Consider the following 2,236-nt stretch of genomic DNA (forward strand, 5'->3'; position numbering starts at 1 on the left):
ATATTTTTTCTCGTAATCTGCGAGTGCCCACACTTTGTTTTGGTTGTTGAGGGAGTCTTTCCATTTTCCGGATTCTTTTCTGTAAGCTAAAGCTTCTTTGAAGTTGCCTCTATTTTCTTCTACAACTGCCATGTTTAATGATGCTTTTCTTTTAGCATCAAAATCTTTAATATTTTGTGACAATTGATAAGCTTTTTCGAAATAACTTATAGCTTCTAAATCCTTGTATTGTTCATAATAAAGATTGGCAGTATTTGTATAGGTATCAAATAGAGACAAAGTATCAGTTTTGGATTGCAATAATTTAGTGTTTTTTAATAAATAGTCTTCTGCTTTGTCAAATTGTTTTAAATGGATGTAACAGATTCCTATATTTTCATAGATATTCCCGATTTGAGATTTTCTTCTTTCTTTTATTAATGAACTTTCTGCTTTTAGATAATAATCAATTGCTTTTTGGTATTTTCCAAGACTTAAATAGATAACACCAAAATTGTAATAAACAAATGGGTAAAATGAAAATTTTTCAGAAACTTGAACAAGTTCTTTTTCCGCTTCTTTATATAGCTTTTTTTCTCTAAAACAATTTCCTCTTAAAAAATGACAATAATCTTCAAGACTTTTCTTACCAGAACTTAATTGCTTCATGGAATAAATCAATGTTGAATCCCAATCTTTTTTTAAATAAAAAGATTGGGCTTTATTGAAGTTTATTTCTTTTTTGTTTTCGCTAACTTTTTTTTTTAGCTCTAAATTAAATTGATTGTAGTAGGTTGTGTCTTGAGCCAGAATTGCTAAAGGGAAAACTAAAATTAATAAAAAGTATATTGTTTTTAATTGAGTCATAAATTTAATTATAGAATAACATCTGTCTTTTAATTGTTGTAAATGTTCTTTTAAAATTAAGGGAGACATCCTAATAATCAATGTTTTTTTATGATTAAGGATATCTCGTTGATGTTTCGGTTCCTCTCGATGTAGGTGGATCTTGATTTTCATCTACATTAGATGAGTTGGTGTCTCTTAAAAAAGAAACAATTTCGGTTATACTGTCTATTTTTATAGAAGTGGAAGTATAGTCTAATTCTATATACCAAACATCAGAAGTCTCTGGAGTTTTTTTTGAGAAATCACAATCATAATATATGTGTAACGCATTATTTACTATTGTTGGTTCCTTAATAGTTGGTTCGTTGGACTCTTTAGAGTTAATGTATAAAGTAGCTCTAATTTTTAATGCTAAAGGTTCGCCAACTGATGGATAGAATTTTGCAGATACTAGTGGAGCTACTGGAATAGAAACTGTTTCTGGGTTTGCGAAAACAAAATCTCCAGTGTTGATTTTTGTTTTTTGAATAATTTTTAATGGCATAGTCTTTTTCTTTGGTTAAAGGTTAATAGTTTTCGGGTTAAAGATATTTTTTTTCTTTGAATAATATGTAATGATCTATTGTTTTTTAAAATTAATATTGAATTAGTTGCTTTAAAGTGAGGAAAATAGCTCTTGTTCTCTATTTGTGGTGAGACACGAGATTATTTTAGAGCAAAGGGACACAGAATAGTGCAAATGAAGCAAAGCTTTGTATGATGGAATGTTTTTTTTTACTAATGTATTTCTCGTTTTACGTTTGCACATCCTAATAATGAAAAACCCCAAATCAAATTAATGAATTGGGGTTTTGGAGGTATTTATTGTACTTCAAAAGTGTCTTTTAGTGAGACTGGTATGCCTTGGTCTGTAAAACCTTCAAGTGTGATCTCGAATGTTCCTGTCACATCGGAGGTGTAAAAGGATACAGGATTTTCATTGTTGGCTAAGGTAAGTTGGGGAAGCCATAGCAATTGATAGCGATAATCTGGAATTCTTTCGTTTTTAGACTTGTCTGTATAGTCTGGAGTGTAATACTCTTTTTTTATTGATGGTCTTAAAACGGATGCATCAAGAATATAGGGACCAGACTGCGTACTGACATAATCCTGGCCTTTTGTTGTAAAACTGATGAGACCATTGAAAGCTTTTGGACCAAGGTAATATAATCCAGGAATTACACTTATTTTGGTTATATTTTTCATGTTATATTCAAAAAGCTCATTCGTGTCCTGTAAAAGAAATCCATCAATAAGTACTAATGCTGGCTCTTGTAATTGAGTATAGATACTTGGATCTCTTAAATGTAAAGTGTATTTTTTATCCTTTTGCTCTTAATACATTTATTTTACAATTTCAATTGTAGTT

The 2,236-nt window shown here is 29.8% G+C and carries 3 protein-coding genes; all 3 read right to left on the bottom strand.

Annotated features, from left to right (window positions below; translation table 11 throughout):
- A partial coding sequence (locus VFS71_RS02015; protein WP_326399074.1) for a tetratricopeptide repeat protein occupies positions 1-846 on the bottom strand: 846 nt, incomplete at its 3' end.
- 94 nt (positions 847-940) lie between these two features.
- Positions 941-1,372: a hypothetical protein gene (locus tag VFS71_RS02020; protein ID WP_326399075.1), complete on the bottom strand. Its 432-nt coding sequence runs from the start codon at positions 1,370-1,372 to the stop codon at positions 941-943.
- Between the two features lie 317 nt (positions 1,373-1,689).
- Positions 1,690-2,073: a hypothetical protein gene (locus tag VFS71_RS02025; protein ID WP_326399077.1), complete on the bottom strand. Its 384-nt coding sequence runs from the start codon at positions 2,071-2,073 to the stop codon at positions 1,690-1,692.
- Positions 2,074-2,236: the final 163 nt, after the last annotated feature.

The sequence above is a fragment of the Flavobacterium sp. genome (assembly GCF_035760125.1).
Lineage (GTDB): Bacteria > Bacteroidota > Bacteroidia > Flavobacteriales > Flavobacteriaceae > Flavobacterium.

What these genes read in the sequence shown, in the direction of transcription:
- VFS71_RS02020 (WP_326399075.1), bottom strand. Translation starts at nt 1,372, where the DNA reads ATGCCATTAAAAATTATTCAAAAAACAAAAATCAACACTGGAGATTTT.
- VFS71_RS02025 (WP_326399077.1), bottom strand. Translation starts at nt 2,073, where the DNA reads ATGAAAAATATAACCAAAATAAGTGTAATTCCTGGATTATATTACCTT.